The sequence below is a fragment of the Spiroplasma endosymbiont of Tipula paludosa genome (assembly GCF_964264785.1).
In the GTDB taxonomy this organism is placed as follows: Bacteria; Bacillota_I; Bacilli_A; order Mycoplasmatales; family Nriv7; genus Nriv7.
This window is the reverse complement of sequence record NZ_OZ183484.1, coordinates 1,204,731-1,231,218: the sequence shown is the minus strand read 5'-3', so window position 1 is coordinate 1,231,218 and position 26,488 is coordinate 1,204,731. Positions and strand designations below refer to the sequence as shown.

Sequence of the window (26,488 nt, the reverse complement as noted above, 5' to 3'; positions counted from 1 at the left end):
CTAAAATAAACTTAGCATCATGAAATTTTTATATGAAATCTTTTGCAATTTTATTTACTTGCACTTACAAGTATAATTCAGCATATATTAAAGTTAAATGACTTGTTAACGATACATACCGCTCAATTGATTCATTGGACAAAACATGGAGCGCAACATCACTATAACTATTTACTTCATTTTTATTTCGTTTAGTAACAGTTACAATATGACTATTATTACCTTTAACAATTTTTAAATTACGCAACACCTCAAAATTAATTCCCGAATAACTCACAGCAATAACAAGACTATTTTTACTTGATAGTTTACAATAAGTATTTTGAATATAAGCATTATTACTAAACTTAACATTAAAACCTAAACGAATTAATTTTTCTGCTAAATCAAGGCAAGGAACATATGATGCTTGCCCCGCAATGAGAATAACTTCTTGAGTTTTAGTCAAATATAAACTAACCTGCTCAATTTTTTTAGTATCAATAATGTTATGAGTATCTTGCAAACTTTTAGTAGTATTCTCATATAATGTTTTTATATAATCACCTTTATTATCAGGCGATGAATGACTAATATAGTCACCAGCAATATTATGCAAATAATATTTTAAAACATGTTGAAATTCATTATATCCACTCAAACCTAATAATTTAACAAATCGTGACACCGTAGATGTTGAAACATATGTCTTATTTGCTAAATCATTAATCCGAAAAGTAATAACCTTTTGAGTATTAGTAATAATATAATTTGCTAATAACGCATAATTATGAGTAGAGGTTGCAAGTTCTTTAATTTGTGAAATAATTTTATTAATTTCCACTTGCTTCTCCCCCTCAAATGATATTATTAGAAATTAAAGAACTTCCTTATAAGAAATAATAGCAATTAAATTTCTAATATTGCTAAATTGCCTTCACTTTTCACAATATGAAAACACATTCAATTATTAATTGCTAAACAATCTTTTATTTTCTTTTTCTTAATTAAAACCGCTTATAATTAATATAAATGGTAAATAAAAACACACCTAAGGGTGTGTTTTGTGAAAAAAATATCGTTTAGTGAATCTTATTTTTATTTTTTTGGCGATTTTTTTTCCGATAATTAAAAAGAATCATTTGCGGTTCAGTAATTTTATTTTGCATTCGGGCCACAATTGTTGTTGCTTGTAAACCACCAGCAACATTAACCGCCGTTCTTCCCATATCAAGAATCCCATCTAGTGCTCCCAAATAAGTATATACCGTACCATAATATGTAGGAAATCCTAACCCCGATAAAACACCAGCAGTAACTAATGGTGCTGTACCAGGAACACCAGCAATTCCTAATGAAGTAATAACGGTAACAATTAATCCCATTAAAAATCAAATCCATACTGAATATTGACTATTAATACTACTAGCACCGTTATAAACAAACATTAAAACAACACCAGCTTGAACACCAGCACATCCAGCACATCCAGTTAATCCCATCGTTGAAGATAATGGTAATACTAAGTTTACGGCTTCTTCTTTAATTTTCATATCATCTTTTAAGGCATCAATTGATATAGGAATTGTTGCTTGAAATGATTGCGTTGCAAAGCCTTGAATAACGGGTTTCCAAGCAAATTTTCATCACTGTACGGGATTAATCCCAAAAAATAATATCGTTAATGTATGCCACACTAAACTAATAAATAAACCAATGTACGCTGTTCCCATTACTTTACCAATATCTACTAAGTGGGCAATTGGACCACCAATAATAGCAACTGTTACCATTGACATTACAGCATAGGGCATAAACTTCATAAAAGTCATTAACATTGACATCACAATTTTTCAAAAGCGCTCTAAAGTATCTCTTGAAGTATTCATTTCTCGTTCATACCGTTTGCTTTGCTTTTTAATCGCATATCCAACTAACGCCGCAATAACCATTACTGGAATAATAGCACCCCCAACAAAAGCCCCAATAAAATTTGCTGGCATATAGTTACTAATTACTTCTGGTAATTCCTTAACCGTAGTTTCATCACGCATTCCTTCTGGTTGTAAATTTAAACCACTACCAATGTCTAATACCATACCAACTAAATATGTCACTGTATAAGCAACAGCAACATTAATTAATAAAATAATAATGCCTTTAATTGTCATTGTTGCTAAACCACTAGTATGTGGCTTAGCAACCACCCGAGCAATTGCTAAAAATACAACGGGAACAGATAACATCAACATTCCATTAATAAAAATAGTTTTTAACAATGTTATCCAAGTAATAACTTGATGCAATCAAAGATTGTAATTAGGATTTTCTGTTTTTTTATCCTCTAAGAATTCCTTTCAAATACTAGTAGCACTATCATCATTAGGAAAACCTAATATCGCTTGAATACCAATTGCAAAGATAACACCACCACCAATAGCAGTAAAAATTCGAAAACTAAATCGCATTTTAGTTAACTTAACTAAAATTCCTAAACTTACAACTAAAACAAGGAAAATTAAAATAATAACTAACGATTGTCAAGTTGAAATACTAAAAAAATCCTTTAAAATGTCAACTTTTTTATCTTCTGGCATATATTTACCTCCCTTCAAAATAAAGTTATTTTTTAATAATTGATTTACTTGTCATTTCATCAGGAATGCTAATTCCTAATAAATCACAAATTGTTGGAGCAATATTTGCTAAACTAATATCGGTATTTGTTACCAATTTTAAATCTGATTTAGTAATAACTAACGGCACTAATTGTGAAGTATGTTTCTTATTAATATCACCCGTCTCATCAATCATAATTTCAGCATTACCATGATCAGCTGTTAATACCATAATGCCCCCTAACGATTTTAATGGTTCATATATTTCTTTTAAACATTTATCAACTACTTGTAATGCTTTAATAGTAGCTAATAAATTACCAGTATGACCTACCATATCAGGATTAGCAAAATTAAGAACAATCAAATCATATTTTTGCATTTTAATTTTACTAATTAATTCCTTAGTAACTTCGTTGGCAGCCATTTCTGGTTTTAAGTCATAAGTGGCAACTCGTGGTGAAGAAACTAATATGCGGTCTTCACCAGAAAACATAATATCTCTGCCACCATCAAAGAAATAAGTAACATGAGCATATTTTTCGGTTTCAGCAATTCGTAATTGTTCTAATCCTTGCTTACTAATTCATTCACCAAGACCATTATTCACATTTTGACTTTGAAAAGCAATTTGATTAGCTTTAACATCAACACTATATTCTGTCATTGTTACAAAAAATAAATTATTACGAACTACTTCTGAATTTCACACATATTCACGATTAGTTATTGCCGCAGCTAATTGAATAGCACGGTCAGGACGGAAATTAGTAAAAATTACACTATCATTATCTTTAATATGACCATCAGCAACTTGTTCATTATATGCCGGAATAATAAATTCATCATTACGAGAACAAGCATATTCATCATCAATATATGTTAAAGGATTACTAAAACTAGCGCCATTCCGTTGCACAATGACATCATACGCTAACTTCATTCGCTCTCATCGTTGGTCACGATCCATTGCGTAATATCTTCCCGAAATACTAGATAAATATCCAACTTGTAATTCATTCATCACCGACATTAACTTTGTTAAGTACTTTTTAGCAACATCCTGTTTAGTATCACGACCATCTAAAATCGCATGCACATAAACATCTTTAAACTGTTGCTCTTTTGCCATTGTCAAAATTGCTAATAAATGATTAATATGCGAATGAACGCCACCATCAGATAATAAACCAATAATATGCAATCGAGAATTATTACTTTTAGCTTGATAAATAGCAGCTAACAGAGCTGGATTTTCATAAAAAGATTTATCACCAATAGCATTATTAATTAGCGATAATGATTGATATAAAATTCTTCCCGCACCAATATGCAAATGGCCCACTTCCGAGTTTCCCATTTGTCCATCTGGTAAACCAACTCATTTTCCTGAAGCATGAATTGCTAATGACGGATAAGTACTTTGTAAATATTTAAAATGTTCCATCTTAGCTTTCGTAACGGCATTAGAAGCTTGTTCAGCAGCAATGCCAAAACCATCTAAAATTGCTAATAATATTGGATTTTTAGTTCTCATCTTTCTCTTTCCTTCTCTTATTTTCATCAATATTATTTTAAAATATATTTAAGTATCGCTTTACCAACACCATTTTTATTATTACTATCACACATATCTGTTGCTACTTTTATTAAATCTGAATAACCATTTTTCATCATTATTCCTAAACCAGCTTTTTGTAACATTTCATAATCATTTAAAGAATCACCAATTGCCATACAATTTTTTAGTTTAAGATGTCATTTATTCACAAGAAACTTTAAAGCTTTAGATTTATCAAAATTTGCTGGCATAATCTCTAAATATTGATATTTTTCTAACGATGACGATGTTATTCTAATTCGTTTATTAGCTTCAATTTCAATTTTAAAATTTTCACAAATCTTATCCTCTAAATCATCTAAACTAATAGTTAATGTATAACAAGCTGGCAATGCTTGGCAATCATTTAAAACCTTTAACTTATATTTAGGATTTATTTTTGCTTCTCGCATAATCGCAACAGATTTTTTTCTTGTATAAGCAGAATTTTTTAAACCATAACCTCAAAAATTCAAATCATATTTTTTAATAATTTCATAAATATATTTTGTATCCTCTTCATTTAAATGAGCATTTCAAATATTCTTTTTAGTTTTTAAATCATAAATAACACAACCATTAAAACAAATAATATGTTGCGCATACTCATCTAACTTTAATTGCTGAGCATATAAAAGTGCTGCACTAGGTGCCCTTCCCGTTGCTAAAACAACTTTAATGCCTTTCTCTTGCGCTTGAATAATAGTCTCCCTAGTATCATCTAATATTTTTCCTTTATCAGTTAATAAAGTGCCATCAATATCAATTGCAATTACTTTAATATTCATACTATTTATCACTCCTTAGAAATTAATTAAGAAATTAATTGCAAGAATGAATCCACTTGCAATGATGCACCACCAACCAATGCTCCATCAATATCTGGTTGTTCTAAAAGTGCTTTAATATTATCTGGTTTAACAGAACCACCATATTAAATTCTAATCTTATTACTTAGAGCAACATTATATATTTCCATTATATTTTTACGAATAAACTGACAAACTTGTTGTGCTACTTCTACTGTTGCGGTTTTTCCAGTTCCAATAGCTCAAACCGGTTCATAAGCAATAACAATTTGTTCTAATTGTTTCTCACTAACATTTTCTAATGCTATCTTTAATTGGTGAGCAACAACTACTTCTGTTTGCTTATTAATATATTCTTCTTCCGTTTCACCACAACAAAGAATAATTTTTAAATTATTTTCTAAAGCCTTTAAAACTTTTTTGTTAATAATCTTATTACTTTCATTAAAAAGAATTCTTCTTTCAGAATGCCCTAATACAACATAGGAAACATTCATAGTTTTTAACAATAATGGGGAAACCTCTCCCGTAAATGCACCGTCATTTTCAAAATGACAATTTTGAGCACTAATAATTAATTTACTAGCCTCACGAATAGATGTTTCCAATAAAGGAAAACTAACAGCAATTCCAACATCAATATTCTGATTCATCATTTTCTGTTCAACTTGCAAAATAAAATCTTTTGTTTCATTAATATTTTTATACATTTTTCAATTACCGATAATAATTGGTTTACGCATTTAAATAATTCCTTTCTTAATTGTTTTCCTCTTTGATTATAACATATCTATTTTTGGATATGCTGCCACTAGAAAATCGCAATTTTCAATAAAAAACTTTATCAACAAAAGATAAAGCTTTTTATTTTTTCTTTAGACTTGGTACATAACCTTTAATTTTATCTACTATTTTGATAATTATTTTTTAGATGAAATACAAATGTTAGATAAATACAAAGATAAAAATGAATTTTATAGTTTAGTCGGCATAAAATGTTATAGTTATGTACCAAGTCTTTTATGTCCGGTGTGAAAAGTAACTAAACGAATTCTTTGGTCTTGTTTAACTTTATGGTCTAATGTCGCTAAAAATGTCTCATCTAGTTGAATATATAAATCCTTACTTTTGACATCAATTCTATTTTTAGTTTCTTTTTCTGCTAGTTGAAAATATTCGGCAATATCGTATTTATTTAAAATATTTGAAATACTAGCTTTTGAAATATAACAATGATTTAGAGCGTCTAAAACATCGCGATACCGCTTACCATCACCCAGAAGACTTAAAACTTTAAATTGGACATCAAAATAAATGCGTTGTTTGGGTAATAGACCAATTTCTTTGTCTAACAAACATACATATTCAAATTTACCTGATTTTTTATTTCAATATTTATATCGGCGTCGTTTAAAATTAACATCACCAAAAATTGTAATAATTGTTCTTGATGCAAAATGAACTACTTTATAACCTTGTTTTAAGCGATAATGATATTTATATAAGTATTCATCTAATTTTTCGTATTCATTAGCTAGTTGTTCGCATTTATTGGTGTACATATTTTTATGGGTTGTAAATAAGTTTAATCAATGCTTATTTTCCGGGGTTTTTACATTAGACTTGGTACATAACCTTTAATTTTATCTACTATTTTGATAATATTATTTACTAGGTGAAGTACAAATGTTAGATAAATACAAAGACGAAAATGAATTTTATAGTCTAATAGGCATAAAATATAAAACTTTCATGAAAATGGTAGAAATTTTAAAAGAAGCTAAAGCTAAACAAAAACAAATTGGTGGTAGACCAAATAAATTATCAATAGAGCAAAGATTACTTATGACTTTAGAATACTGAAAAGAATATAGTACATATCGTATTATTGCAAAAAAATATAATATTAGTCATGTTAGTTGTATTCGTAATATCTTTTGAGTTGAAAATACTCTAATAAAAAATAGTCACTTTCATATACCTGGCAAAAAGATATTATTGGAACATAAAGTTACTAATAATAATTTATTAGCACTTGATGCTACAGAAATTCCAATTGAAAGAATTAAAAAAAACTAAAATTATTATTTTCTGGTAAGAAAAGGCAACATTCATTAAAATCACAAATAATTATTGATTTATTTAACAATAAAATTATTTCAGTAGATTTTTGTTATGGCAGTATTCATGATTATAAGTTATTTTTAAAATCAAATACACTTATAAATCCAAAATTAGAATTAATTGCCGATTCAGGCTATCAAGGTTTGCAAAATGTTCATAAAAATACATTATTGCCAATTAAAAAGAGTAAAAATAATCCCTTAAATCCAGATAAAAAGGAATATAATAGCTTTTTAAGTAAAGTTAGAATTGCCATTGAACATGTTTTTGCTAGATTAAAAAGATTTAAAATACTAGTTTATCGTTATCGCAATAAGATTAGAAGATTTGGATTACGATTTAACTTAATTTCAGGAATATATAATTTTGAATTAAGCTAGTTATAGTTATGTACCAAGTCTATTATTATTAATTTCTAACATAATAAATTACCTTTCTTGATAGTAATTTTAATAAAGTTTAGTTAGCTTATTTTTCTTCTTTAATGATAAATGTTTTTAGAACTAGTATTTAATATGCTGAAAAAATAATAGACTTGGTACATAACTATAACATTTTATGCCGACTAAACTATAAAATTCATTTTTATCTTTGTATTTATCGCCAAATTGTAAAGTTAAGTGCAACTAAATTATTTTTCTAACCAAATATTCGATTGGCGAAAGATAATTTAGTATTTTTCTTGGTCTTTGGTTTAAAGACAATATAAATTTATGAACTGCATTTTTAGTAGTGTTTGAAAAATTAAATTTTTTAGGAAATTTTTCTCTAATTAAACCATTAGTATTTTCATTAGTACCTCTTTGTCAAGGTGAATATGCATCAGCAAAATAAATTTTCACATTTAAATTTTTTTCAAGTTGTTGTCAATTAGCAAATTCTTTACCCCTATCAAATGTTATAGTCTTAACAAGATTATTTGGAAGAATTGATAAATAATGACTAATATTTTTGTTAATAACTTTAGTAGTTCTATTTTCAACTAATATTGCTAAAGTAAATCTTGATGTTCTTTCAACTAAAGTTATTAAACATGATTTACTTTTACCTCGTGATGATACTACAGTATCACCTTCTCAATGGCCAAGAGTTATGCGATTATTAACATTTCGTTCTTTAATGGATTTACCATTAAATTTACCCCGATTTTCTTGAGATTTTCGTTTCTTACCTTTTCTTCTTAAATTTTTACTAGTAACCTTTTCAAGTAATCCAGAATAAATTCAATTGTAAATTGTTTTAAAACTAATAATTCATTCTTGATGAAAATTTTTAATTCTGCCATAAATTTGTTCAGGCGATCAACCTAATAATAATTTTTGTTGTACATATTTTACTAATTCTCTATTTTTAAATTTATGAAAATAAACATGTAATTGTTTTCTATTTTCTGCTTTATTTTGTGCAATTAATGAAAAATAATGATTATTATCTTTATTTCTATTAACTTCTCGATTAATAGTACTAATACTTCGATTAAGATTTTTAGCTATTTCACTAATTTTTACTTTAAATTTCAATTGATTCTCAATATAAATTCTTTCATCTATGCCAAGATGTTTGTATCCCATATAAAAACTCCTTAAATTTACTTTTTCTAAAATAAACTTAGCATCATGAAATTTTTATATGAAATCTTTTGCAATTTTATTTACTTGCACTTACAAGTATAATTCAGCATTAACAATTTTTGTTGCTTCTTCTTCAGCAATTTTAAAAGTAATGGGAATTACATTATTAGCATCTGACATCTTAATATTTTCACTATCTGGCGATAAACTAATAATAAACTTATATTTATCATTTGCGATATGAGAATTTTTCTTAATTAATTCTAATGCATCTTTATATTTTTGATAACTATTTAAACTTGAACCATCAATCGTTTGCCCTTCTAAATCACTAAATAATTCATTTAATCGCATTTGTAATTCTGAACTTACATTTAATAATTTAGCATTAATTAAAATATTTTGGGTTCCCAACATAACTTCAATTTTAACAATAACACTGTCGTCAGTAAAAACAAGCTTTTCTTCTCGTTGGGAACGATCTGCTAAACTAACCCTAGCTAATGATTGTTGTTTTTTAATATAACTAGAAAGATAGTCTAAGCCTTTAACATAAGCATCGCGAACGCTTAAATTACTAGCATCAATACCTGCTTCTAAATGATTCTTAATTTCTTCTAAACTATATGTATAATCATTTTGCTCATCTAACGATTCACTACTACTAGAACAACAAATAATAGGTAAAACTGGTGATATGATCAATGTTAAAGTACATAATTTTTTAAGTAATTTATTCATTAATTTATTCCTCCTTTTATAAATATAGTGAAAATAAGGATTACTTATCATTTATTTAATGATTATTAATGACATTAATATTAATTTGTATAATTGCTTATTGTATTAAATAAATAACTAAGCACATTCTTAATAAACTAATATTACTATTTTCTAGCATAATTACAATAAAAATAGTAAAATATTTTAATTTTTTATTATTTACTAAACGATAAAGTTAAATAAAAAAATTACAGTAATTACTGTAATTTTTCAAATATTTTTAATAATTTTTTAATAATTATTAACTATTTGTATTAACTTTTTCTTTTAAAGTTGTTGAAGGACTAAAACTGACAACAGTTCTCGCAGGAATAGCGATTTTTTCTCCTGTTTGCGGATTTCTTCCTTCCCGAGCTTTTCTTTCTTTAGTTTTAAAAATACCAAAACCTGAAATAGGTGTTCTCTCAGCACTCTGAATTTCTTCGGTTAAAATATTAATAATACTATCAAAAATATCGTTAGCTTTGCTTTTTGTAATCCCATATTTTTTATACTCTTCGACGATAAAATCAGCTACTTTGTCTTTAATTGATGGTTTTTTCATTTTTAAACTTCCCTTCTTATGAAATTATAGTTTAAGAATAATATAAAAAATTAAATTTGGCAAGAAAAAAATTACTAATTTTAACTTAAAGCCGTTTTTAATTCTTCTTTGGACTTATAACCATTTAAAGTTCTTTTTAATTGACCATCATCAAAAATTAATAATGTCGGAATTGAACTGATATTAAATCTTTGTGCCAATTCTTGTGATTCATCAATATCAACTTTAACAAAAGAAACTTCTTTCATTTCATCAGATAATTGTTCAAAAATTGGTGCTAACATTTTACAAGGTCCACATCAATCCGCATAAAAATCAATAATAACTTTACCAGTTTTAATAGCTTCATCAAACTTACTTATATCTGTTTTAATAACCATTTTAAATTCTCCTTTCATTCTTTATTATTTTAACATGCTGAATTATACTTGTAAGTGCAAGTAAATAAAATTGCAAAAGATTTCATATAAAAATTTCATGATGCTAAGTTTATTTTAGAAAAAGTAAATTTAAGGAGTTTTTATATGGGATACAAACATCTTGGCATAGATGAAAGAATTTATATTGAGAATCAATTGAAATTTAAAGTAAAAATTAGTGAAATAGCTAAAAATCTTAATCGAAGTATTAGTACTATTAATCGAGAAGTTAATAGAAATAAAGATAATAATCATTATTTTTCATTAATTGCACAAAATAAAGCAGAAAATAGAAAACAATTACATGTTTATTTTCATAAATTTAAAAATAGAGAATTAGTAAAATATGTACAACAAAAATTATTATTAGGTTGATCGCCTGAACAAATTTATGGCAGAATTAATAATTTTCATCAAGAATGAATTATTAGTTTTAAAACAATTTACAATTGAATTTATTCTGGATTACTTGAAAAGGTTACTAGTAAAAATTTAAGAAGAAAAGGTAAGAAACGAAAATCTCAAGAAAATCGGGGTAAATTTAATGGTAAATCCATTGAAGAACGAAATGTTAATAATCGCATAACTCTTGGCCATTGAGAAGGTGATACTGTAGTATCATCACGAGGTAAAAGTAAATCATGTTTAATAACTTTAGTTGAAAGAACATCAAGATTTACTTTAGCAATATTAGTTGAAAATAGAACTACTAAAGTTATTAACAAAAATATTAGTCATTATTTATCAATTCTTCCAAATAATCTTGTTAAGACTATAACATTTGATAGGGGTAAAGAATTTGCTAATTGACAACAACTTGAAAAAAATTTAAATGTGAAAATTTATTTTGCTGATGCATATTCACCTTGACAAAGAGGTACTAATGAAAATACTAATGGTTTAATTAGAGAAAAATTTCCTAAAAAATTTAATTTTTCAAACACTACTAAAAATGCAGTTCATAAATTTATATTGTCTTTAAACCAAAGACCAAGAAAAATACTAAATTATCTTTCGCCAATCGAATATTTGGTTAGAAAAATAATTTAGTTGCACTTAACTTTACAATTTGGCATAAAAATTAAAAACATAACCAGACATACTACCACCTTCAGGAATTGTAAGAGCAGAAACATCTTGAGGCAAATCATCTAATTTATCATCGGTGTTTCAAATATAACCAAGAGATGGCCATTTAAAAACATAACTATTTTGAATACTAGCAAACTTTAAATCATATTTATTTAAAATATTACTATTTTTACTACATCCAAAAATAAACATTACACAGACTAAATTTAAAACTGATAAAAATTTTCGCATAAAGAAAAATCCTCCTTTCAAAGGAATTATAATTTTATATAAAAATATTGGAAATATTTAAGAGAATTTTTTTAATATCATTAATAAAATTGCTAAAGGCACTACAAATTCAAATAACATCTGAAATGCTGGAATGACTTCAAACACTGGAAAGGCAGTTTTGGTAAAGTTAATCGTTGTTTTAGCAATATCGGCAAGGGGGCGAATTAAAAGATTAATCCCAGAAAGACCTAGTAATCAATTCAACACACTAACAGAAGCGTGTTGAATACCACAAGATATGGCACTAAATAAACCCCAATAAGAACACGTAGGTGTAGGAATTAAATCATCCATATTGCCACTTATTCCGCCACCAATAAAAGCTGTTGAATTCAAAATGTTAAAATCGTATAAAGAATAATGATATTCAGTACTTTCATTTTTCTTTTTATATAGTGGAAATGTCAGTGTAAAAATATTAATTCCATACATCACATTAACTTTGGCATTGTAAAAATGCAATTTATTACTAGTGGCATTCCATAATTGGTTATCATATGCTTTTAAAACATTAAAATCTATTTGATAAGAGCTTTTACCAGTATTAAAACCATTGGCAGTTTGTTTATCTTTAACAAAGAAATAAGAGCGAAAAATCATATTCTTACTATTTTCGATTGTTGAACCAAAGTTAATCAAATATTGTTTGGGATAAAAAGTAATTAAGGAGCGGTAGAAAAAACCCATTTGTAAAACATTTTTAGGAATTTGTTGCGTTCCTTTGTAATCTAATTCTACATAAGTAGAAGTATCCATATCAAAACTTGCATAAAAGAATTGTACGAAAAAACCACCTAAAACTTTATAAATTTTATCAAATAAGCCATTAATAAAATCAATAGTTAAATCTTTTTGATAATGAAGCATAAAATCTTTAAAATCTGATTTTAATTTGTCATCATAGCGTAAAAAATGGAAGGTGTTACCATAATAGACTTGGTACATAACTATAACATTTTATGCCGACTAAACTATAAAATTCATTTTTATCTTTGTATTTATCTAACATTTGTATTTCATCTAAAAAATAATTATCAAAATAGTAGATAAAATTAAAGGTTATGTACCAAGTCTAATAATTAACTTGTCCAAAAAAGGTGTTAATAAAATCTATTCCAAAACTTGTTACTGACCCAAATTTTAAAATTGATTTACCATTTTCTAAAAACTCATTATTACCCACAATGCTACCATGCTCAGTTTTTATAGTAATAACATCACCAAAACTAGAAAAGGAAAGTTCTCTAAAAATAACTTTTTCAATAAAACCGGGTGGATATGAATTTTTACGACTTAAACTAAATTTACTATTTTGTTTAAAACCATTTAACTTAATTGATATTTCATTCATATATTTAAAATTCTCATCAAAGAAATTAAAAATTGGGACTCAATATAAATAGCTATAATTAAATTTATCAAAATCTCGGCGTTGTATCATCAAATAGTCTAACTTATCTTGAAACTGATTATACTGATATTCGCCATCATTTTTAGTTATTTCGGTTGGTAATGATTGCTCGTTATCTTTTCCAGGTAAAGATGGCATTTCGGCAGAAAATGAGGTAATTATATAACCAGCTCGCCTATCATATCTGTCGAAAGTTGAAGCTTTTAAAATTGTAATTTTTACATTAACAATTTTATCAATATAATATTTATCATATTCACTATTAACATTAACAATTTTAGTCGTATTTTTTTTATAAAAGCCAAATTGTAAAGTTAAGTGCAACTAAATTATTTTTCTAACCAAATATTCGATTGGCGAAAGATAATTTAGTATTTTTCTTGGTCTTTGGTTTAAAGACAATATAAATTTATGAACTGCATTTTTAGTAGTGTTTGAAAAATTAAATTTTTTAGGAAATTTTTCTCTAATTAAACCATTAGTATTTTCATTAGTACCTCTTTGTCAAGGTGAATATGCATCAGCAAAATAAATTTTCACATTTAAATTTTTTTCAAGTTGTTGTCAATTAGCAAATTCTTTACCCCTATCAAATGTTATAGTCTTAACAAGATTATTTGGAAGAATTGATAAATAATGACTAATATTTTTGTTAATAACTTTAGTAGTTCTATTTTCAACTAATATTGCTAAAGTAAATCTTGATGTTCTTTCAACTAAAGTTATTAAACATGATTTACTTTTACCTCGTGATGATACTACAGTATCACCTTCTCAATGGCCAAGAGTTATGCGATTATTAACATTTCGTTCTTTAATGGATTTACCATTAAATTTACCCCGATTTTCTTGAGATTTTCGTTTCTTACCTTTTCTTCTTAAATTTTTACTAGTAACCTTTTCAAGTAATCCAGAATAAATTCAATTGTAAATTGTTTTAAAACTAATAATTCATTCTTGATGAAAATTTTTAATTCTGCCATAAATTTGTTCAGGCGATCAACCTAATAATAATTTTTGTTGTACATATTTTACTAATTCTCTATTTTTAAATTTATGAAAATAAACATGTAATTGTTTTCTATTTTCTGCTTTATTTTGTGCAATTAATGAAAAATAATGATTATTATCTTTATTTCTATTAACTTCTCGATTAATAGTACTAATACTTCGATTAAGATTTTTAGCTATTTCACTAATTTTTACTTTAAATTTCAATTGATTCTCAATATAAATTCTTTCATCTATGCCAAGATGTTTGTATCCCATATAAAAACTCCTTAAATTTACTTTTTCTAAAATAAACTTAGCATCATGAAATTTTTATATGAAATCTTTTGCAATTTTATTTACTTGCACTTACAAGTATAATTCAGCTTATGAAAATAAACATGTAATTGTTTTCTATTTTCTGCTTTATTTTGTGCAATTAATGAAAAATAATGATTATTATCTTTATTTCTATTAACTTCTCGATTAATAGTACTAATACTTCGATTAAGATTTTTAGCTATTTCACTAATTTTTACTTTAAATTTCAATTGATTCTCAATATAAATTCTTTCATCTATGCCAAGATGTTTGTATCCCATATAAAAACTCCTTAAATTTACTTTTTCTAAAATAAACTTAGCATCATGAAATTTTTATATGAAATCTTTTGCAATTTTATTTACTTGCACTTACAAGTATAATTCAGCAAAAATTAATAACTTTGTTAATTTGTGTTAAATTACTGATTTTAAAAAGGAAAATTAAAATACAACCTGCTAAAAATAAATAACTTACAATGTTTTTAAAATAACCGTTGTAAATATATCAAATTGCTCCTCAATGTCATAAAATTAAAAATGAGGTGCGATTTAATTCAATAAAATGGTTATTTTTTTCTATTATTCATTAGACTTGGTACATAACTATAACATTTTATGCCGACTAAACTATAAAATTCATTTTTATCTTTGTATTTATCTAACATTTGTATTTCATCTAAAAAATAATTATCAAAATAGTAGATAAAATTAAAGGTTATGTACCAAGTCTATTTGCAAAATTTCATCTTGCACCTCACTTTATTTTTTTGTTAGCGTACTGCTCCAAGTAATTTTTCAAACATTTTAAAGCAAATAAAGAATATTGCCAAAATAAATGGAAAAATGAATATTCAGTAGTCAGCAAAGAAATTACCGACTTGTGGCATATTAACAGCAATAATTTCCCACATTTTAGTAAACGCTGTTATAATCGCATTCCATAATTTAGTCATCGCGTCACTAGCTGTTATCTTTGTTACTGCTGGTGCTTCTGTTAAGAAAGTTCCAATCATATAATCACCCCCTTTCTTTTTAAAACATTCATCATTTATATTCAAAGTTTTTCTTAAATTTGTTAAAACCACGATTAACCTTAACACGATTGTATTTTTTTCTAATTAATTTTGAATTTCTTTGTGAATGCATCACAATGTAGCTTCTTGACATTACTTTTGTCTCTATCTAAATACTGACATGGTTTTCCAAAGTAGCATTAGAATAAATCAGACTATAATCGCTGTTAGTAATCAAAAAGCGATGTTGGTTGTTAAAAGTCAAAGTGGTTCTTCAGTTAAATTAATTTCTTTACCACCAGTAATATGAGCCGGAATAGTTGTAATTTGAATAAATAAATCTCAGAAAGTTTGTTTAATTTGTTCTCAATTAAATTCTTTTAAATTTACTGTCATTTTTTTATCTCCCAAAAATCATTTTTATTGGTAAATACATAATTGAAATTAAGGCGAAAAGAAAAGTAATGATAATAATTAATCCGGCAATAAACGCAACTTGTGCAGGCATTTTTTCTATTGGAACAAACAGTTTTAAGAACTCCATAATAATTTCTCAAAACATTATTTTTTATCCGCGTTATTTTCTTTTGAATTAGGGGCTTTAACTCATTCTTCAAAGCGAGCAATAAACACTTTTTCGTCTTTTGTGAAATTACCAGTATTATTTTTAATGGAATTTTTATATTTAATTCTAATTTTTATTTTGGCATAAATTTTATAAGCAAAATATGCCAATAGCATTATGCAAATGATAATAAATATTATTCCAATCGCAATATTCATTTTTAAACTCCTTTAAAATAGTTATAATTTATATCTTTTTTGTTGTTTGCTTTTTCGGCAATGAAAAAACCTAATAATTCTTGTCCCTTAATTAATTTGGTTTCTTTTTCTTTTTGATTAATTGAAATTACTTGATATTTACTATCTTTTATTATTCCAATGCAAATTGAATTTTCGTATTTTCCTTTATAAACAAATCGCTTTGGAAACCAAATACCGATTTGTCCATTAAATCACGGAATTTCTGGTGCTTTAATAAGAATTGCGTTTTGTGTTTCTTTTAAAAGATATTTTTTAGTATTTAAGAAAATGTTTTCAATGTTTTTCATAATAAATTACCTTTCTTATGAATAAACTAAGTTATATTAACTAAGTTAGTTAACTTAGTTTTTTAAACACTTATATATCGCAGATTTAAGTGTTTAACAAGCTTTGTTAGTAAATTTTGTTTTTTTAATTAGATAAAGATTTTAATAATTTTAAACTTAGTATATCCCTATATAGAAATTTCTACACTTTAATATCCGCATCCTACCCTTGGAACTAATTTAATAGCGTGTATATTTTTAGGAAATCCACCCATTCATTTTTTTATTGCAAAACGAAACAAATTGCTATAGCTAATAGGATGTTATCTATTAACTGGTAAACTTCTTTTGGTTATGGCGACCACCCACAATTTATCGTGTTTTAATACATACCAACATTATTAATTCACTTGTATTTAATTTTCAAAGAACAAATTTTTAACATCTTATAAAATAAAAAGACAATCATTGCTGACTGTCTTAATACTTATTCAAATCTTTTCCTACCTAACAAAACTTTATGCGTCCTTTTAATTGTTGAAAAGCTCAATAAGTATGATATTATTATTGTTGTGATATTGATTTTATAAAGGAGAACTAAAATGTCAAGAAAATGTGAAATAACTGGTAAAAGTGTTCTGTCTGGTAATAAGCGTTCTCATGCCATGAATGCATCAAGAAGAAAATGAAATGTTAATTTACAAACTGTAAAAGTGGAAATTGATGGCCAAGTAAAAAAAGTTAAAATGTCAACTCGTGCTTTAAGAACATTAAAACGCAAAGGAATTTAATACTACATAAAAAAAATGACTAAATAATATTAGTCATTTTTTTCATATTCTTTACTAATTGTTAAAATACCACAACCTTGTTTAATATTAATTTCCCCTCTAAGAGCTTCTAATTCATTACTAATAAAATAATTATCATATGGTTTTAATTCATAATTTTCATTTAAAGGATATTTAAAACCTTTTAAATTTAATTTAGTATCCATCAACGGTAAAAAATCAAAATAACGATATTCAAGATATTCAGTTTTTAAAAAAAATGTGAGGGTATTAATAAATTTTAAAATATTCGTTTCATTATATATTTCTAAATTATAATCATGATACTTAATTAATAAGTTAATCAAACCATAAATCATTCCTCAACGATGCCCACTAACTATTAGTTTAATACTAGTAGCCTGCATTGCAATCGCTTTTTTAATAGCATATTCGCTATCTAAAATATCTTTATCTTGTGGTAATATTTCAATATTTTTAACATGCTTTTTTATTATTTCTAACTGTTCCTTACTAGTGTGGTCAAAATCAGCACAAACTAAAACAATCGGATAATTTTCATTAATTAGCTTTATGGCTCCTTGTTCAACAGCAATAAATTGACAATCTTTTCACTTTGATAAATCAATATTAATATTTTGACAAACAATAACAAAACAATTTTGCTTAATCATTTTTTAATTCCTTAACTGCCTGTTTCATATGTAAATGTTGCATTAAATAACTACCAACAACAACAACATCAGCCCCTTGCTTTTGACATAATTTAGCAATATCATTATTAATACCACCATCAACTTGAATTAAACAATGATAGTTATTAATAACAATTTTGGTTTTTAAATTTTTAATCTTATCTAACGATGCCATTATAAATTTTTGTCCGCCCTTACCAGGAACCACACTCATTAAAAGAACGGCATCTAATTGTTCTAAATATGGTTCTAATACTTCAATTGGTGTTGTTGGATTTAAAGCTAAAGCCTTTTTAATTTTATTATCTTGACAAAAACTAATGAATTCTTTTATTTGCTCTGGTGTTAATGCTTCATAATGCATCGTAATACTACTAGCTTTAGCTTCAATATATGGCATTAAATATCTTGCCATATTACAATTAACTTTTACCATCAAATGACAATCAATAAAAATATCAAAATATTTAGTAATATCTTGTAATATTTTAGCTCCAAAACTTAAATTATTAACAAAATTACCATCCATAACATCATAATGGATTCAATCAATATTTGCTTCTTGCAACTGTTGTAATTGCTTTTTTAAACACAAATAATTAGCATCTAAAATACTAGCAGCAATAATAAGTTTTTTCATTATTTAGTACCTTCCTTTTTCTTGTAATTGTTTTTGTTCTAAAACTTTAATATAATCATCATAAATAAATTGAGGAATATCTTTATTAATTAATGCTTGTTTAACACCACATTTTGGTTCTTTTCAATGTCGGCATTGCCGATAATGACAATTAACAAGAAATTTTTTAAAGAACCGGAATGAACTCGCTATTTCTGATAATGATATATCATTCAACGAAAATGATGAAAATCCTGGTGAATCAATAATTCTAATATTATTTGCCATAATTATTAATTCATTATGTGTTGTCGTATGTTTACCACGATTTAAAGCCTTAGATATTTCTTGCGTTCTAATTTTAAGTTGTGGATCTAACATATTTAAAATTGAAGACTTCCCAGCCCCAGTTTGACCACTTAAAATTGAAATCTTATCAGTTGTAACTTCCTTTAACTTTTCTCATTGATTACTTGACTGACTAATCGATAAAGTTAAACATTCATAACCTAATTTTTTATAACTAGAAATATAATCATAAACCTTATCACCAGACAATAACAAGTCGGCTTTAGTAAAAACTAAAACTACTGCCAAACTGTGAGCTTCAACTCATATTAAGTACTTATTAAGTAAAAAACTACTAAAATTAGGTTGTTTTAAAGCACTAACAATAATAACTTGATCAATGTTGCTTACTGCTGGTCGCATTAATTGATTTTTTCGGGGGTGAATTTCAATAATTGTTGCTTGCTTTTCTTGTTCATTAATAACTTCAATAGTTACAACATCACCAACAAGAATTCTTTGATTAGATAATCTTAAAGCTCCTCTTGTTTGACAATGATAAATTTCATTATTGATAATAACATTACAAAACTCACTAATAACACGAATGACTAAACCAATCATATACTATAAAATACCAATAATAAGAAAACAAGAAAAATAAAACTAGTAATAATAGCAATCATCATTAGAAACTTAGGAGTTAAAAAATATGACATTAATTGCTCACGATTTTTAATAAATATCTTTTGCTTTCGGTTATCGCGTGTTAAAACAATGCAATTTTTCAATTTTAAAGGTTTTATTTTAGCATTACTAATAGCTTGTAATGCTTTAATATCTTGACTTAACGCCTTAATACTTTGATATCTTTCCTCACAATTTTTAGCCGTTGATTTAATAATAATGTTTTCCAATGCTTGTGAAATATTTGGATTAATCCCTCTTGCACTTGGCAACGGTTCTCTAACTTGCTTTACCGCTACTAATGTTGGATTTTGACCATTAAAAGGACAAGAACCAGTTAACAATTCAAATAACACAATTCCTAATGAGTAAATATCACTACGATGATCAATTTGTAATGACTGGACAGTTTCTGGCGATATATATTTTGCTGTTCCTACAATTTTACTTGTTGTTGTCTTATCATCATCAGTAATAATTGCAATTCCAAAATCAGATACTTTAATCTTACCATCAAAAGATATTAAAATATTTTCTGGTTTTAAATCACGATGAACAATATTTCCTTGATGGGCAACAGTGACACCATCTAAAATGCTTTGAAAAATCTGTAAACATTCTTTAATTGATAATGGTCCAGTTCGTAATAATCGATCTTTTAATGTATAACCTTCAACTAATTCTAAAACAATACATCAGCGGTTATCTTGCTCAAAAACATCATAAACTTCCACAACATTATCATGACGAATTCTCGTTGTTGCTTCCACTTCTTTATAAAATTTCTTTAAAACTTGTGAATTATTAGCTGCTTGTTGATTTAAAATCTTAATCGCTACAATCCGATTTAAAAAACTATCATTAGCCCGATAAACATCTGCCATCCCGCCACTAGCAATTTTATTAATTATTTGATATCGTTGTTGTAAAATAATACCATTTTCTATTTGCATCCGTCATAACTCCTTACTTAATCTCAACAATGAGAATTGTTAAATTATCAGTTGAAACATTATCTAATGCCAAATCAACTAGACTCTTAGCTTTTTGTGACAACTTATTATTACTCTGTAAAATATCAATCATTTCATAATTTTCTAAATAATCATGCAATCCATCAGTAGTTAACATAAAAGTTATACCTTTAATATTGCTAACTAAGAAAGTATCAATTTGCAATTTTTTATTTGGTCCTAAAGCACTAGTTAATGCCTTTCACAATGTTTTTTCAATATTAGCATTAGTTTTATTATTATGTAACATATTAAGAACATTATGATCAGTTGTTAATTGCTGAAAATTTTGTTGATAAAACTCATAAATTCGCGAATCACCAATATTTAATAAATAAGCTTTGTTATTAGTTATTAATATTAAAGAAACAGTAGTTCCCATATCAGTTAACTGCGGATATTCCTTAACATAATTAACCATTGATTCTTGCACAAATATTGTCGCCTGCCGAAGTCAGTTATTAATTTCATAATCACCAAAATTACTAAAGTCAGTTTTAACAAATAAGCTAACATATAAATTAACAGCCATTCAACTAGCAGTTTCACCACCATTATGTCCTCCTAAACCATCACAAACAATACCAAAATATTGCCCATATTCATTTTTTACAAATTGAACTGCATCTTGATTATTAGCACGAAACTGACCAATATCACTATTAAAATGGAAACTAACTTTCATATCAAGTCATCCTTTATTTTCCTAATAAGATAATTATATCGTAAATTAGTAAGAAAAAATCTAAGGAAGGATTTTTCCTTAGATTTTTAATTTTTATTAGCATTAATTTCATTCATAATAATAGTTCTAATTTCTGAAACAGTTTGTTGTAAATTATCATTAACAATAACATATTTATATTTATTAGTAATATTCATTTCCCTTTTAGCTTTTAATAATCGTTTCTGAACAATATCTTCCGACTCACTTCGACGCGCAATAATTCTTCTAGTTAATTCTTCAAAACTAGGGGGTAAAATAAAAAATGATATCGCATCTGGTCTTTTTGCTAATACTTGTAACGCTCCTTGAACCTCAATTTCCAAAACAACATTTTTACCTTGTGATAATAATTTATCAACATATTTTTCTGGTGTCCCATAATAATTATCAACAAATTTAGCATATTCTAATAACTCATTATTAGCAATTTTCTCTTGAAAAAAATTTTCATTAACAAAAAAATAATCCTTTTCATTTAATTCATTACTTCTTGGTTTTCTTGTTGTCATTGAAATAGAATAAACTAAATTTAAATTTTGGTCTTTAAATAATTCTTCTCTAATTGTTCCTTTACCAACCCCACTAGGTCCAGAAAGAATAATTAATAATCCCATTTTTTTATTCATTTTAAGATATTACTTCCGTTCCATAGTGTAGCGATAAAAATATAAGAATATTTTACCATATTTCTTCATTGTTAATAATTCTAAATGCTCATAATTAATATCTAATGCAATATTAGATTCAAGGATAATAATACCATAGTTATTAACAATATTTTGTGCCAATAAATATTCTATTGTTTCATAATAATAACTAATTTCTTTATACGGTGGATTAATAAAAACTAAATCAATTTTAATATTATTATTAACTAAAAACTTTAAACATAACAAATATGATAAGTTAGTAATCATATAATTATGATCGGCAACTTTTAAATTAACAATATTTTTTTTAAATATTCTAATGCTTGCGAATCATAATCATTAAAATAACAATAACTAATGTTTCTTGATAATGCTTCAAGACCAATACTGCCACTACCAGCAAAAAGATCTAATGCCACTTTATTTTCATAATAAAAATAATTATTTAAAACATTAAAAAGATTCTCTCTAACTCTACTTAAAATTGGTCTTGTTGTTGTACTTTGTTGACTAATAAGATTTTTTTTATAATATTTTCCTGCAATAATTTTCATTTTCTCACCTATAAATAATATATTAATTATACTAAAAACTTATGCTATAATCTATAAAAATAAGCAAAATAAGGAGTAAATTATGTACCAAGACAACAATCCTAGCAATGAATGATTAGTTAAAGATAATAACATTAAATTACGCGAAAAATGTCAACCTGTATTATTTCCAATATCAAAAAATGATGAATTAATAATGCAAAAACTAATTGATTTTGTTATTACTTCCCAAAATGAAACATTAAACGCATCACTAAAACTAATTCCTGCTGTGGGATTAGCAGCCCCGCAAATTGGTTGTAATAAGCAAATGTATTACATTCATATTGAACAAATTGATAAAAATAATCAAAAAACTATCATTCAACATGCCTTAATTAATTCTAAAATTACAGCTCATAGTGAACAAATTATTGCTTTAAAAAGTGGCGAAGGTTGTTTAAGCGTTGATAATCATCATGAAGGGTTTGTTCCGCGTTATTTTAAAGTTATTGTTACTGGTTATGATTATTTAAAGAAAAAAAATGTTACGATTGCTGCTCGTGGCTATGAAGCAATTGTTTTTCAACACGAACAAAAACATTTAGAAGGTATTTTATACTATGACCTAATTGATAAAAGGGCGCATAAAGTTTTGTTAGGTGGGTAAAGATTTGAATAATTTTGAAAGAAAAGCAACTAAAAATTTATTACCTTTTTACTTGAAAAATAATTAATAAAACAAAATATTTAATATTAACAAACATATTCTTAATAAAAGGTTATAAAAACTAAGTAAAATGCTTATAAAAACAACATTAGACTTGGTACATAACCTTTAATTTTATCTACTATTTTGATAATTATTTTTTAGATGAAATACAAATGTTAGATAAATACAAAGATAAAAATGAATTTTATAGTTTAGTCGGCATAAAATGTTATAGTTATGTACCAAGTCTATTATTATAATCCCCAAAGTTGACGAATGTTATTTGATATTATTTATTTATTAATTGCTTTGTATATTTTATATACTAAAATTTCTCATTTCTTTGCTCGTCGAAGTTTTATTAATTTCTTATTAAATTCACCTTTAAATTTAGTAATTGGTGCTTTAGGAACTGGAAAAACCGCTTTAATGGTTTTAGCTTCTTACTTATTAAGTGGTTGAAAAACGATTTCTACTTTTCCAATTACAGATAAACAAATGCTTTCATTAGGGCATATGTCACTTTTAGATTATAATTATCCAATTTTAGATGAAAAACATTTACTGTTATGAGATGAAACTAACTTATTTTTAGAAGGAACTGATTATAAAGAAAATGATAGAGTAACTCAAGGTTTACAAGAATATGGTCGCGTTTAGTTTTCTTAGGTATTTTTTAAAAAAGAAAAAATAGTCATTTACTATAAATTATTTCAATATGCAAATTAAGTATATATTTCTTATGTATGATTTTTGTTGTAAAAAATTATTTTAATGTTGTTTTTATAAGCATTTTACTTAGTTTTTATAACCTTTTATTAAGAATATGTTTGTTAATATTAAATATTTTGTTTTATTAATTATTTTTCAAGTAAAAAGGTAATAAATTTTTAGTTGCTTTTCTTTCAAAATTATTCAAATCTTTACCCACCTAACAAAACTTTATGCGCCCAAGAATATTTTGCTTCGGCTCGACAATTTACCCATATCGTATTAGCAAGCGGACAACGAGCTGAACATATATGAGTTAAAGTTCGCGATATTGCGAATTCAATAATTGTTGGTATTAGAAAAAAACCAGTTAGTATTTTCCGACCCTATTTACAAGTTATTTACGGCACTTTTAAATCGGTAAGCGAATACGAACAATGACGATTAACTCTGATTAATGCTAAAAATGATAAAAAAGGTCGCAAAATCAAGTACCGTAGCATTCCGGAATTAGACATTTATTTCTTTAAATTGAAAATTCCGATGTCAATTTTAAACCTTTATGATAATAAATATTTATCATTCTTGCGTGAATTAAGTAATCGTGCTTTGAATGATAATTATCAACATAAATTTTGAAATGATAATGTGATGGATATTGAAGCATTAGAATATTTAAAAATGGAAAAATTTAGTAAGATACTTACTAAGTGCCAAATTGTAAAGTTAAGTGCAACTAAATTATTTTTCTAACCAAATATTCGATTGGCGAAAGATAATTTAGTATTTTTCTTGGTCTTTGGTTTAAAGACAATATAAATTTATGAACTGCATTTTTAGTAGTGTTTGAAAAATTAAATTTTTTAGGAAATTTTTCTCTAATTAAACCATTAGTATTTTCATTAGTACCTCTTTGTCAAGGTGAATATGCATCAGCAAAATAAATTTTCACATTTAAATTTTTTTCAAGTTGTTGTCAATTAGCAAATTCTTTACCCCTATCAAATGTTATAGTCTTAACAAGATTATTTGGAAGAATTGATAAATAATGACTAATATTTTTGTTAATAACTTTAGTAGTTCTATTTTCAACTAATATTGCTAAAGTAAATCTTGATGTTCTTTCAACTAAAGTTATTAAACATGATTTACTTTTACCTCGTGATGATACTACAGTATCACCTTCTCAATGGCCAAGAGTTATGCGATTATTAACATTTCGTTCTTTAATGGATTTACCATTAAATTTACCCCGATTTTCTTGAGATTTTCGTTTCTTACCTTTTCTTCTTAAATTTTTACTAGTAACCTTTTCAAGTAATCCAGAATAAATTCAATTGTAAATTGTTTTAAAACTAATAATTCATTCTTGATGAAAATTTTTAATTCTGCCATAAATTTGTTCAGGCGATCAACCTAATAATAATTTTTGTTGTACATATTTTACTAATTCTCTATTTTTAAATTTATGAAAATAAACATGTAATTGTTTTCTATTTTCTGCTTTATTTTGTGCAATTAATGAAAAATAATGATTATTATCTTTATTTCTATTAACTTCTCGATTAATAGTACTAATACTTCGATTAAGATTTTTAGCTATTTCACTAATTTTTACTTTAAATTTCAATTGATTCTCAATATAAATTCTTTCATCTATGCCAAGATGTTTGTATCCCATATAAAAACTCCTTAAATTTACTTTTTCTAAAATAAACTTAGCATCATGAAATTTTTATATGAAATCTTTTGCAATTTTATTTACTTGCACTTACAAGTATAATTCAGCAAGTTAAAAAATAATCTGAAGAAGAAAAACAAGTAAAGGAGTTTAAAAAATGGAAAACTTAGAAAAAATGGCTAGTTTAATTGGCGATATGTTTTATAAAGTTTTTGATTTAATTTGAACTTTAACCATTCCTGGAACAGATATTCGCATTATTATTTTTCCGCTAATTATGCTTGTGATAAATCTTGTAATTGGTGGCATTTTAGGTATTCATATCGAACGACCAAAAGTTGGTTATCGTAAAAAATATCAAAAATCAGTTGCTAATTGAGGAGCTAAGAAAAAATCATCTAGTGGTCCGATTAAGAAATTTAGTGGTAATAGTCCTAAAAACAGACCGTGAGTTAATCAACATGGGCGGCGAATAAAAAGGTAGGTATTTAAAATGTTTAAATTAATAATATTATTTATTCTTGTTGCTGTTTTTTCTATTTTTGCTTTAAATGACTTTTTAGGTTTGTGAGCCTATGTGCGTGAGGGTTTAGAATATTTTAATAAAGTTTTATCAAATAATATTAAAATTTTAGATTTGTTTAAACCAATGATAAGGTTATTTTCCCAACATCCGATTTTCCAAATTTTAGGAACGATTTGCATTTTATCAACAATATACTTTATTTTAAGAAGTTAAAC

At 26.0% G+C, this 26,488-nt stretch carries 37 protein-coding genes and 2 pseudogenes; 9 read left to right on the top strand and 30 right to left on the bottom strand.

What is annotated here, in order from left to right; translation table 4 throughout:
* Positions 1 to 64: 64 nt before the first annotated feature.
* The 6 genes and pseudogenes from ACFEL5_RS07420 to ACFEL5_RS07395 all read right to left on the bottom strand — a co-directional run bounded on the left by ACFEL5_RS07420 (position 65) and on the right by ACFEL5_RS07395 (position 6,568).
* Positions 65 to 823: a MurR/RpiR family transcriptional regulator gene (locus ACFEL5_RS07420; protein WP_375315356.1), complete on the bottom strand. Its 759-nt coding sequence runs from the start codon at positions 821 to 823 to the stop codon at positions 65 to 67.
* Positions 824 to 1,061: 238 nt separating this feature from the next.
* A complete protein-coding gene (locus tag ACFEL5_RS07415) occupies positions 1,062 to 2,576 on the bottom strand; it encodes a dicarboxylate/amino acid:cation symporter (protein ID WP_375315355.1) in 1,515 nt (504 codons plus the stop codon).
* A gap of 25 nt (positions 2,577 to 2,601) precedes the next feature.
* Complete coding sequence (gene gpmI, locus ACFEL5_RS07410) at positions 2,602 to 4,134, bottom strand: 2,3-bisphosphoglycerate-independent phosphoglycerate mutase (protein WP_375315354.1); 1,533 nt, start codon at positions 4,132 to 4,134, stop codon at positions 2,602 to 2,604.
* 32 nt (positions 4,135 to 4,166) lie between these two features.
* Entirely contained in the window at positions 4,167 to 4,985 is an 819-nt protein-coding gene (locus tag ACFEL5_RS07405) for a Cof-type HAD-IIB family hydrolase (protein ID WP_342190067.1), read from the bottom strand.
* Positions 4,986 to 5,011: 26 nt separating this feature from the next.
* A pseudogene (gene tpiA / locus ACFEL5_RS07400) lies at positions 5,012 to 5,749 on the bottom strand (triose-phosphate isomerase).
* Between the two features lie 261 nt (positions 5,750 to 6,010).
* On the bottom strand, positions 6,011 to 6,568 hold the full coding sequence (locus ACFEL5_RS07395) for a UPF0236 family transposase-like protein (RefSeq protein ID WP_375315353.1): 558 nt from the start codon (positions 6,566 to 6,568) through the stop codon (positions 6,011 to 6,013).
* Between the two features lie 124 nt (positions 6,569 to 6,692).
* Here ACFEL5_RS07395 and ACFEL5_RS07390 point away from each other — a divergent pair, with 124 nt between their 5' ends.
* Both ACFEL5_RS07390 and ACFEL5_RS07385 read left to right on the top strand, forming a co-directional pair.
* Positions 6,693 to 7,085, top strand: a complete 393-nt coding sequence (locus ACFEL5_RS07390) for a transposase family protein (RefSeq protein ID WP_375315352.1) — start codon at positions 6,693 to 6,695, stop codon at positions 7,083 to 7,085.
* Positions 7,086 to 7,087: 2 nt separating this feature from the next.
* Positions 7,088 to 7,510, top strand: a complete 423-nt coding sequence (locus tag ACFEL5_RS07385) for a transposase family protein (RefSeq protein WP_342224593.1) — start codon at positions 7,088 to 7,090, stop codon at positions 7,508 to 7,510.
* Positions 7,511 to 7,633: 123 nt separating this feature from the next.
* Here the strand turns inward: ACFEL5_RS07385 and ACFEL5_RS07380 are convergent, their stop codons facing one another.
* The 5 genes from ACFEL5_RS07380 to trxA all read right to left on the bottom strand — a co-directional run bounded on the left by ACFEL5_RS07380 (position 7,634) and on the right by trxA (position 10,408).
* Positions 7,634 to 7,756 (bottom strand): hypothetical protein, encoded by a 123-nt coding sequence (locus tag ACFEL5_RS07380; protein ID WP_375315351.1) that lies wholly within the window; start codon positions 7,754 to 7,756, stop codon positions 7,634 to 7,636.
* Positions 7,757 to 8,701 (bottom strand): IS30 family transposase, encoded by a 945-nt coding sequence (locus tag ACFEL5_RS07375; RefSeq protein ID WP_338966716.1) that lies wholly within the window; start codon positions 8,699 to 8,701, stop codon positions 7,757 to 7,759.
* A gap of 90 nt (positions 8,702 to 8,791) precedes the next feature.
* Positions 8,792 to 9,442 (bottom strand): hypothetical protein, encoded by a 651-nt coding sequence (locus ACFEL5_RS07370; RefSeq protein WP_375315350.1) that lies wholly within the window; start codon positions 9,440 to 9,442, stop codon positions 8,792 to 8,794.
* A gap of 283 nt (positions 9,443 to 9,725) precedes the next feature.
* Positions 9,726 to 10,028 carry an HU family DNA-binding protein gene (locus tag ACFEL5_RS07365; protein ID WP_215825698.1) on the bottom strand — a complete coding sequence of 101 codons (303 nt, stop codon included), beginning with the start codon at positions 10,026 to 10,028 and terminating at the stop codon, positions 9,726 to 9,728.
* An 80-nt stretch (positions 10,029 to 10,108) separates the two neighbouring features.
* The gene (gene trxA / locus ACFEL5_RS07360; protein WP_342189506.1) at positions 10,109 to 10,408 is read right to left on the bottom strand and encodes a thioredoxin; all 300 of its coding nucleotides are present in this window, start codon (positions 10,406 to 10,408) and stop codon (positions 10,109 to 10,111) included.
* 144 nt (positions 10,409 to 10,552) lie between these two features.
* Between trxA and ACFEL5_RS07355 the strand changes: the two genes are divergently transcribed.
* Positions 10,553 to 11,497: an IS30 family transposase gene (locus ACFEL5_RS07355; RefSeq protein WP_375315028.1), complete on the top strand. Its 945-nt coding sequence runs from the start codon at positions 10,553 to 10,555 to the stop codon at positions 11,495 to 11,497.
* Between the two features lie 12 nt (positions 11,498 to 11,509).
* Here the strand turns inward: ACFEL5_RS07355 and ACFEL5_RS07350 are convergent, their stop codons facing one another.
* The 11 genes from ACFEL5_RS07350 to ACFEL5_RS07300 form a co-directional block, all read right to left on the bottom strand.
* The gene (locus ACFEL5_RS07350) at positions 11,510 to 11,770 is read right to left on the bottom strand and encodes a hypothetical protein (protein WP_375315349.1); all 261 of its coding nucleotides are present in this window, start codon (positions 11,768 to 11,770) and stop codon (positions 11,510 to 11,512) included.
* A 57-nt stretch (positions 11,771 to 11,827) separates the two neighbouring features.
* Entirely contained in the window at positions 11,828 to 12,757 is a 930-nt protein-coding gene (locus ACFEL5_RS07345; RefSeq protein ID WP_375315348.1) for a hypothetical protein, read from the bottom strand.
* Between the two features lie 127 nt (positions 12,758 to 12,884).
* Positions 12,885 to 13,547, bottom strand: coding sequence for a hypothetical protein (locus ACFEL5_RS07340; RefSeq protein ID WP_375315347.1), 663 nt, complete (start codon positions 13,545 to 13,547; stop codon positions 12,885 to 12,887).
* Positions 13,548 to 14,492 (bottom strand): IS30 family transposase, encoded by a 945-nt coding sequence (locus tag ACFEL5_RS07335; RefSeq protein WP_338966716.1) that lies wholly within the window; start codon positions 14,490 to 14,492, stop codon positions 13,548 to 13,550.
* Positions 14,493 to 14,572: 80 nt separating this feature from the next.
* Positions 14,573 to 14,815, bottom strand: a complete 243-nt coding sequence (locus ACFEL5_RS07330; RefSeq protein WP_375315104.1) for a helix-turn-helix domain-containing protein — start codon at positions 14,813 to 14,815, stop codon at positions 14,573 to 14,575.
* Between the two features lie 491 nt (positions 14,816 to 15,306).
* Complete coding sequence (locus ACFEL5_RS07325) at positions 15,307 to 15,549, bottom strand: hypothetical protein (RefSeq protein ID WP_338967559.1); 243 nt, start codon at positions 15,547 to 15,549, stop codon at positions 15,307 to 15,309.
* Positions 15,550 to 15,568: 19 nt separating this feature from the next.
* Positions 15,569 to 15,703 (bottom strand): hypothetical protein, encoded by a 135-nt coding sequence (locus tag ACFEL5_RS07320; protein ID WP_338968593.1) that lies wholly within the window; start codon positions 15,701 to 15,703, stop codon positions 15,569 to 15,571.
* 11 nt (positions 15,704 to 15,714) lie between these two features.
* On the bottom strand, positions 15,715 to 15,945 hold the full coding sequence (locus tag ACFEL5_RS07315) for a hypothetical protein (RefSeq protein WP_375315046.1): 231 nt from the start codon (positions 15,943 to 15,945) through the stop codon (positions 15,715 to 15,717).
* Positions 15,946 to 15,949: 4 nt separating this feature from the next.
* A complete protein-coding gene (locus tag ACFEL5_RS07310; RefSeq protein ID WP_375315047.1) occupies positions 15,950 to 16,093 on the bottom strand; it encodes a hypothetical protein in 144 nt (47 codons plus the stop codon).
* Positions 16,094 to 16,110: 17 nt separating this feature from the next.
* Positions 16,111 to 16,332, bottom strand: coding sequence for a hypothetical protein (locus ACFEL5_RS07305; protein ID WP_375315048.1), 222 nt, complete (start codon positions 16,330 to 16,332; stop codon positions 16,111 to 16,113).
* Between the two features lie 2 nt (positions 16,333 to 16,334).
* On the bottom strand, positions 16,335 to 16,661 hold the full coding sequence (locus tag ACFEL5_RS07300) for a hypothetical protein (RefSeq protein WP_342263031.1): 327 nt from the start codon (positions 16,659 to 16,661) through the stop codon (positions 16,335 to 16,337).
* 581 nt (positions 16,662 to 17,242) lie between these two features.
* On the opposite strand from ACFEL5_RS07300, the gene rpmB reads away from it, so the two are divergent.
* The gene (rpmB, locus tag ACFEL5_RS07295) at positions 17,243 to 17,431 is read left to right on the top strand and encodes a 50S ribosomal protein L28 (protein ID WP_338967333.1); all 189 of its coding nucleotides are present in this window, start codon (positions 17,243 to 17,245) and stop codon (positions 17,429 to 17,431) included.
* Positions 17,432 to 17,460: 29 nt separating this feature from the next.
* On the opposite strand, the gene ACFEL5_RS07290 is transcribed toward rpmB, so the two are convergent.
* The 7 genes and pseudogenes from ACFEL5_RS07290 to rsmD all read right to left on the bottom strand — a co-directional run bounded on the left by ACFEL5_RS07290 (position 17,461) and on the right by rsmD (position 22,664).
* A complete protein-coding gene (locus ACFEL5_RS07290; protein ID WP_375315346.1) occupies positions 17,461 to 18,105 on the bottom strand; it encodes a hypothetical protein in 645 nt (214 codons plus the stop codon).
* On the bottom strand, positions 18,098 to 18,766 hold the full coding sequence (gene rpe, locus ACFEL5_RS07285; RefSeq protein ID WP_338967337.1) for a ribulose-phosphate 3-epimerase: 669 nt from the start codon (positions 18,764 to 18,766) through the stop codon (positions 18,098 to 18,100). Before rpe ends, ACFEL5_RS07290 begins: the two co-directional genes overlap by 8 nt.
* A gap of 3 nt (positions 18,767 to 18,769) precedes the next feature.
* Entirely contained in the window at positions 18,770 to 19,657 is an 888-nt protein-coding gene (gene rsgA, locus ACFEL5_RS07280; protein ID WP_375315345.1) for a ribosome small subunit-dependent GTPase A, read from the bottom strand.
* Positions 19,645 to 20,673, bottom strand: coding sequence for a protein kinase domain-containing protein (locus tag ACFEL5_RS07275; protein ID WP_338967341.1), 1,029 nt, complete (start codon positions 20,671 to 20,673; stop codon positions 19,645 to 19,647). The genes rsgA and ACFEL5_RS07275 overlap by 13 nt, the downstream gene beginning before the upstream one ends.
* A gap of 13 nt (positions 20,674 to 20,686) precedes the next feature.
* Positions 20,687 to 21,418, bottom strand: coding sequence for a protein phosphatase 2C domain-containing protein (locus ACFEL5_RS07270; protein ID WP_375315344.1), 732 nt, complete (start codon positions 21,416 to 21,418; stop codon positions 20,687 to 20,689).
* 86 nt (positions 21,419 to 21,504) lie between these two features.
* Positions 21,505 to 22,074, bottom strand: a complete 570-nt coding sequence (gene gmk / locus ACFEL5_RS07265) for a guanylate kinase (RefSeq protein WP_338967345.1) — start codon at positions 22,072 to 22,074, stop codon at positions 21,505 to 21,507.
* Between the two features lie 21 nt (positions 22,075 to 22,095).
* Positions 22,096 to 22,664, bottom strand: a pseudogene (gene rsmD / locus ACFEL5_RS07260) (16S rRNA (guanine(966)-N(2))-methyltransferase RsmD).
* Between the two features lie 82 nt (positions 22,665 to 22,746).
* On the opposite strand from rsmD, the gene def reads away from it, so the two are divergent.
* From def to ACFEL5_RS07245, 3 genes are all read left to right on the top strand, one after another.
* Positions 22,747 to 23,313 (top strand): peptide deformylase, encoded by a 567-nt coding sequence (gene def, locus ACFEL5_RS07255; protein ID WP_375315343.1) that lies wholly within the window; start codon positions 22,747 to 22,749, stop codon positions 23,311 to 23,313.
* A gap of 279 nt (positions 23,314 to 23,592) precedes the next feature.
* A complete protein-coding gene (locus ACFEL5_RS07250) occupies positions 23,593 to 24,015 on the top strand; it encodes a hypothetical protein (RefSeq protein ID WP_375315342.1) in 423 nt (140 codons plus the stop codon).
* A 234-nt stretch (positions 24,016 to 24,249) separates the two neighbouring features.
* Complete coding sequence (locus ACFEL5_RS07245; protein WP_375315112.1) at positions 24,250 to 24,819, top strand: hypothetical protein; 570 nt, start codon at positions 24,250 to 24,252, stop codon at positions 24,817 to 24,819.
* On the opposite strand, the gene ACFEL5_RS07240 is transcribed toward ACFEL5_RS07245, so the two are convergent.
* Positions 24,803 to 25,747 carry an IS30 family transposase gene (locus ACFEL5_RS07240; protein ID WP_338966716.1) on the bottom strand — a complete coding sequence of 315 codons (945 nt, stop codon included), beginning with the start codon at positions 25,745 to 25,747 and terminating at the stop codon, positions 24,803 to 24,805. The genes ACFEL5_RS07245 and ACFEL5_RS07240 overlap by 17 nt on opposite strands.
* A gap of 157 nt (positions 25,748 to 25,904) precedes the next feature.
* Between ACFEL5_RS07240 and ACFEL5_RS07235 the strand changes: the two genes are divergently transcribed.
* Positions 25,905 to 26,231 carry a hypothetical protein gene (locus tag ACFEL5_RS07235; protein ID WP_375315113.1) on the top strand — a complete coding sequence of 109 codons (327 nt, stop codon included), beginning with the start codon at positions 25,905 to 25,907 and terminating at the stop codon, positions 26,229 to 26,231.
* Between the two features lie 9 nt (positions 26,232 to 26,240).
* Positions 26,241 to 26,486 (top strand): hypothetical protein, encoded by a 246-nt coding sequence (locus tag ACFEL5_RS07230; RefSeq protein ID WP_338968042.1) that lies wholly within the window; start codon positions 26,241 to 26,243, stop codon positions 26,484 to 26,486.
* Positions 26,487 to 26,488: the final 2 nt, after the last annotated feature.